This window comes from Staphylococcus sp. HMSC14D10, from assembly GCF_001808125.1.
Taxonomy (GTDB): domain Bacteria; phylum Bacillota; class Bacilli; order Staphylococcales; family Staphylococcaceae; genus Staphylococcus; species Staphylococcus haemolyticus.
In genome coordinates this window covers 166,659-172,953 of record NZ_KV792248.1, presented here as the reverse complement: position 1 = coordinate 172,953, position 6,295 = coordinate 166,659, and the positions used below count along the sequence as shown (strand labels likewise).

General features: G+C 31.2%; 3 protein-coding genes and 2 pseudogenes. 3 read left to right on the top strand and 2 right to left on the bottom strand.

Annotation, left to right across the window (positions count from 1 at the left end; translation table 11 throughout):
* Positions 1-107 precede the first annotated feature (107 nt).
* The gene (locus HMPREF3134_RS05115) at positions 108-1,022 is read right to left on the bottom strand and encodes a biosynthetic peptidoglycan transglycosylase (RefSeq protein ID WP_070441241.1); all 915 of its coding nucleotides are present in this window, start codon (positions 1,020-1,022) and stop codon (positions 108-110) included.
* A gap of 383 nt (positions 1,023-1,405) precedes the next feature.
* Here HMPREF3134_RS05115 and tyrS point away from each other — a divergent pair, with 383 nt between their 5' ends.
* From tyrS to HMPREF3134_RS05100, 3 genes and pseudogenes are all read left to right on the top strand, one after another.
* On the top strand, positions 1,406-2,668 hold the full coding sequence (gene tyrS / locus HMPREF3134_RS05110) for a tyrosine--tRNA ligase (protein ID WP_070441238.1): 1,263 nt from the start codon (positions 1,406-1,408) through the stop codon (positions 2,666-2,668).
* A 123-nt stretch (positions 2,669-2,791) separates the two neighbouring features.
* Positions 2,792-3,263: pseudogene (locus HMPREF3134_RS05105) on the top strand (MarR family winged helix-turn-helix transcriptional regulator).
* Positions 3,264-3,461: 198 nt separating this feature from the next.
* Positions 3,462-4,789 (top strand): annotated as a pseudogene (locus HMPREF3134_RS05100) (DHA2 family efflux MFS transporter permease subunit).
* Positions 4,790-4,868: 79 nt separating this feature from the next.
* On the opposite strand, the gene HMPREF3134_RS05095 reads toward HMPREF3134_RS05100, so the two are convergent.
* Entirely contained in the window at positions 4,869-6,146 is a 1,278-nt protein-coding gene (locus HMPREF3134_RS05095) for a S1C family serine protease (protein WP_070441235.1), read from the bottom strand.
* Positions 6,147-6,295 lie beyond the last annotated feature (149 nt).

The window sequence follows — 6,295 nt, the reverse complement described above, 5'->3', positions numbered from 1 at the left end:
TTTAGTCATCAGTCCAATTTATTATAGAGCCAAACTTTGTCGCAGTTTTTTTATGAATTTGTTTTTGAAACAAAATATGAATTTAATTAAATGAGACATTTTATCAATCATGCAGATTGATTATTATTTAATTGCGGTTTTGTAAGTAAATGGTCATAGATATGATAACGTTTAGCGTGACGGTATTCCTCTTTATCGATTACACCTTCAATAAGCATTCGTTTTAATACATAGTGTTGACGATCAACACTGATTTTGACTTCTTTATAAGTTTTTAATTCACCATTTTCTTCATACGGTGTATACATATACGGGCTTTGTAATAAACCAATTAAGTAAGCAGACTGTGCAATATTTAAATCTTTCGGTGGAATACCGAATAAACTATAAGACGCAGACGCAATACCTGTAATATTGTTTCCTTCATAATCTCTACCGAAAGGTACAATATTTAAATATGTATAGATGATTTCATTTTTTGACAATAAATTTTCAAGACGCATTGCTAAAATAAGCTCATTTGCTTTTCGACTATATGTTTTTTTACTTGATAGCACTTGGTTTTTAACTAGTTGTTGAGTAATTGTACTACCACCAGTACTTTGATCAAGATTAAATACATCTTGTATCATTGCTCGTACGAGTGCTTTTGGAAGGATACCTTTATGTTTATAAAACATGGTATCCTCGGAAGAGGTAAGGGCTTTAATGACATTTGGATTGACGTGTTTAGGACCTACTATTAGAGAGTTCTCAGATTTATCATATTCACTTAAGATATCAGAATTTTCATGATTTATTAAATCGTCACCTGCAAAATGCAAGACTTTCTGTTTTAATTCACGATCGCTTATTTTAGACGATTCATGCGTTAAATGATTGAAATAAATAACTGTACCTATAAATCCTATTAAACATATAAATAACCCAACACTAAATAATCCTACAATTGCATGTTTCTTTTTTTTGTAGGACTTTTCAAATGAATTAAACTTAGTATCTCTATTAATGTTGGTTAACATCTCTTTCACCTTAAGCATCTTGAAATTTAAATATAGTATACCATAATCACTGATTTGACTTTTATATTTTTAATACTTATAATTAATTACAATTCAATATATTTTGGATAAGAGGACAAGTAATATTTTTGTGATTTCCAGAGAGTTAGTGGTAGCTGTGAACTAATAGTTGCACTTATATGAATACACCTCATTATGAATTGTCCAACGTTTATTAATGAACGTATCATTGATAGAGTGAATAGCAATATGCTATTTAAGTATGGTGGTAACGTGCTCAAGCGCCCTTACATTTAACGATGTATGGGTGCTTTTTATTTTTCATAAATAGAGTATAGATCACTAAATATTAAAAATAAAATCTTTGTTTAGGAGGAATATTGATGTCAAACGCTTTAATTGAAGAGTTACAATGGAGAGGTTTAATTTATCAACAAACAGATGAAAGTAGCATTGAAGAATTATTAAATAAGGAACAAATTTCTTTATATTGTGGTGCTGACCCTACTGCTGATAGTCTGCATATTGGTCATTTGCTTCCATTTATGACTCTAAGACGTTTCCAAGAACATGGTCATCGACCTATCGTTCTAATTGGTGGGGGAACTGGTATGATTGGTGATCCATCCGGTAAATCTGAAGAACGTATACTACAAACAGAAGACCAAGTAGAGGCTAACGTTGAGGGTATTAGTGCTCAAATGCATAAATTATTTGAATTTGGTACGGATAAAGGTGCCATTTTAGTTAATAACAAAGATTGGTTGAGTCAAATCTCATTAATTAGTTTCCTAAGAGATTATGGTAAACATGTTGGTGTGAACTACATGTTAGGTAAAGATTCTATTCAATCTCGCCTTGAGAATGGTATATCTTACACTGAATTCACTTATACTATACTTCAAGCTATCGACTTTGGTCATTTAAACCGTGAATTAAATTGTAAATTACAAGTTGGTGGTTCAGATCAATGGGGTAATATCACTAGTGGTATTGAATTAATGCGACGTATGTATGGACAAACTGAAGCATATGGTTTAACAATTCCTTTAGTTACGAAATCGGATGGTAAGAAATTTGGTAAATCAGAATCAGGTGCTGTATGGTTAGACGCTGACAAAACAAGCCCTTATGAATTTTACCAATTTTGGATTAATCAATCAGATGATGATGTCATTAAATTCTTGAAATACTTCACATTTTTAGATAAAGATGAAATTAATCGTCTCGAAGAATCTAAAAATCAAGAACCTCATTTAAGAGAAGCGCAAAAAGCCTTAGCGGAGAATGTTACAGAATTTATTCATGGTAAAGAGGCATTAGATGATGCCATTCGTATTTCTAAAGCTTTGTTTAGCGGCAATTTAAAATCATTATCAGGCAAAGAATTAAAAGAAGGTTTCAAAGATGTTCCTCAAGTTGAATTATCAACTGAAACTTCAAATATTATTGATGTCTTAATTGAAACAGGCATTGCGACGTCTAAACGCCAAGCACGTGAGGATGTTAATAACGGTGCTATTTATATTAATGGGGAAAGACAACAATCAGTAGACTATGAATTAAGCAATGAGGATAAAATAGATGATGAATTTACAATCATTCGTCGTGGTAAGAAAAAATATTTCATGGTTAACTATAAATAATAAGTTTAATTTTATTGGCAATGTAGCGAAATCTTATAGATTTTGCGCATTGCCCTTTTTATGAAAAATAAATAGAGTACGGGTATAATAAATGTGTTATAAAGATTAAAAAGAAGTGATGAAATGACTAATAATAAAGAAGAAATTTTAATGAGTAGCTTTAGAGATTTGTTTAATAAAATAGGTTGGCTAAATAAAGATAAAATGGAACAAGCACTTAAAGGGTTCAAATCATCTGAAGTTCATTGCGTTGAAGCGATTAAAGAATATCAGAATCCCAATGTACAATATTTAGCGAATAAGCTATTTATGACTAGAGGTGCAATTAGTAAATTAACAAAACGTTTGCAGCAAAAAGGTTTAATTGAAAAGTTTTAAAAGTAAAGACAATAAAAAAGAAATATATTTTAAATTAACTGCACAGGGTGAAAGCGTTTATCAAATTCACTCTGAATTACATGAATCGTTTCAAAATAGAGATCAAAGTGTTTTTGACAGCATGACAGAAGATGAATTTAATAATATGATGACCTTCATTAATAGGTATCATCAACATTTGGTTCAACTAATCGAACAAGAGAAAAAATCATTATAAGAGATTAAACTTAAAAACTCGCTTACAGGTTAAGCGAGTTTATTTGTTATATATTGCTGACAAGAAAACAAAAAGAGAGTATATTTTGTTGACATGGAAACAATATATAGGAGGAACGTATGTAAAAATTAAATGATAGTCAAGTATCGAGAGATTATGATAGCTGCTTGGGCAATAGCATTAGGGGCTATAGCACCTATGTTAGATTCAACAATGATTAATATAGCAATCAAACAACTTAACAACGCATTTAATACTACTATTGAAATCACTCAGTGGGTATAACAGGATATGTCCTTGCTTTAGCGCTAGTTATTCCAATAGCAGGATGGATGGTCAATCAATTTAATGGGAAGTATATATTTATAGGAGCCTCAATTCTATTTGGAATTACATCTGTATTAGCTCGTATTAGTTGGAATGTAGAGAGTTTTATTGTGTTCAGAATTATTCAAGGATTGTCTGCGGGCATAATTACAACGTTAATGTTCACGCTATTGATTAAGACAACGGGTCAAGACGATATTGGGAAAGTCATGGCTGTCGTAAGTACACCTATGATATTCGGGCCCATCATGGGACCAGTCATTGGTGGAGTTGTAATTCATATTGTGTCTTGGCGCTGGATGTTCTTTATTAATGTCTTAGTCGTAATCATCGCCGTATTATTGCAAATAAAATATTTATCGAACTTTGACCCTTTTAATAAAAGTAAGTCTATTGACATGTTAGGAATCATATTACTAGGTCTTATCAGTATATCAACCATATACGGCTTAACAAAAGCAAGTGATTACCATAGTTTTTATAATAGAACTACTATTCTTCTTCTGATTAATGGTTGTATTATGATACTTATGTATTATATTCATAATAAAGTTAAACATGATAATACCATTATGTCGTTATCACTCTTTAGTAAAGGAAATTATACAGCATCATTTATAGACTCATTTCTCTCGAACATAGGTATCATGGGACCTATGTTCATAATTCCGTTATATTTTCAGACATTTAAGCATTACACTCCTATTGAAGCAGCTCAAGCACTTATACCACAGGGAATTGGAATGCTTATTACAAGACCATACATGGGGAAATTGATCGATCAATATGGAGCGAAATGGGTGGTTTTAGTAAGTGTTATAATATCGATGTTTAGATCAATACCTTTATTATTTATTACAGATCATACTAGTATCATTGCTCTATCTATTATCTTATTTTTAAGAGGATGTAGTGTTGGAGGCATTAATTTAGGTTTAACTACTGATGCATATATGGGCATTAAAGAAAGCGTATTAGCTGAAGCGGCTGTGGGAATTAATATGATTGAAAATATTGGTTCAAGTTTTGGAACAGCTTTTATTGCAACAATTCTTTCAGTTGCAATAAATCAATTAGGTAATTCCTTGACACACAGTATTATCGCTTATCATGCTGGATTCTTAGTATCAGTCATTACATTAATTTTAATTATTGTTCCAGCTTTATTTCTTACTAATAAGTCAAAGGCGACAATATAAGTAATAATACGGTCAGTAATTGATTTTGATTAATCATGTACTGGCCGTATTTGTGTATTATGTTCTTTTGTTAGAAAAACTATTGTATAAATTGACTGTTTCGACTATTGTCTGATTCAGAGTCAAATGATTGAGTAGATGATATATCGGACTGGCTTTTTAGCTTAACATTAACTGTTAGCGTTTTTCCATCACGTATAACAGTTAGTTTAGCAGTCTCACCAGGCTTCTTATTTTGATACAGATAAGTTCTTAAATCAGTATCTTCTTTTACAGTTTTATCATCTATTTTAGTAATGATATCGCCTGTTTTTAATTCACTTGATCGACTTACTTTAGCAACATAAATACCATCATCACGATCTGTGTTTAATTCTTTTTTATAAGAATTAGGAATATCACTTAAATTTAGTAAACCAATTCCTATAGAAGGGCGTTCAATTTTACCGTTTTTAACAAGTTGTTCAATAGTTACTTTAACTTCATTACTTGGAATAGCAAAACCAATACCTTCTACTTGCTCAGCGGCTATTTTCATAGAGTTGATACCAACCAAGTTACCATTAATATCTACTAATGCACCACCAGAGTTACCAGGGTTTATTGCAGCATCAGTTTGCAAGACGTTAACTTTAGTACCACCAGAAGTAGTATTTGACTCAATTGTACGCTCATTTGCTGAAATAATTCCAGAAGTAACTGAATTAGCAAATTCCAAACCTAGAGGATTACCCATAGCGAATACACTATCCCCAGTTTGCACTTTTGAAGAATTAGCAAACTTAATTGATTTGATACCCTTAGTATTATCTATTTTTAAGACAGCTATATCTGATACAGTATCCTTCCCAATTAACTTCGCTTTAACTTGTTTACCACTATGCAATTGCACTTTAATCTCGGATGCACCACTTATTACATGGGTGTTTGTCACAATGTAAGCAGAATTATTATTAATTTGATAGATTACACCTGAACCAATACCTGCTTCTTCAGATTCGGATGACGATTTACCTTGTAAAAAATCTTCTAGACCATTAGCTTTTTGCATATTAATGACACCAACTATCGCAGGTGATACATCTTTAATCATTGCATTAACAGATTTATAGTTATCACTTTTTCCGTCTAATACATTTCCACCTTTACTATTATTGGCTTCTTGAACTTGGGCACCACTATTATCTATTCCAACTAATCCCATTATTTTACTTGCACCTAAGACAAGTAAAGCACCTATCACACCAGCAATTAATGCAACGATAATTGTTTTAAACCATGGGAATTTAGGTTTTCCAGGTTGAGGTTGCTGATAGTTGTTATAATTTGATTGATTCTCTTGATTAAATTCAGACATTTTTAACCTCCATTATAATATTAACCCTTTATTTAATTATGAAAGGTTTAATCAAATATTGCTAGTAATCCACTATCAGACTTTAGATGTATCTTTTGATAAGTTGTTCATATATAAGGATAATGATAAAATCAATAAAGTATAAAAAT

Coding starts and splice junctions, on each gene's coding strand:
- tyrS (WP_070441238.1), top strand. CDS start 1,406: ATGTCAAACGCTTTAATTGAAGAGTTACAATGGAGAGGTTTAATTTAT.
- HMPREF3134_RS05115 (WP_070441241.1), bottom strand. CDS start 1,022: ATGTTAACCAACATTAATAGAGATACTAAGTTTAATTCATTTGAAAAG.
- HMPREF3134_RS05095 (WP_070441235.1), bottom strand. CDS start 6,146: ATGTCTGAATTTAATCAAGAGAATCAATCAAATTATAACAACTATCAG.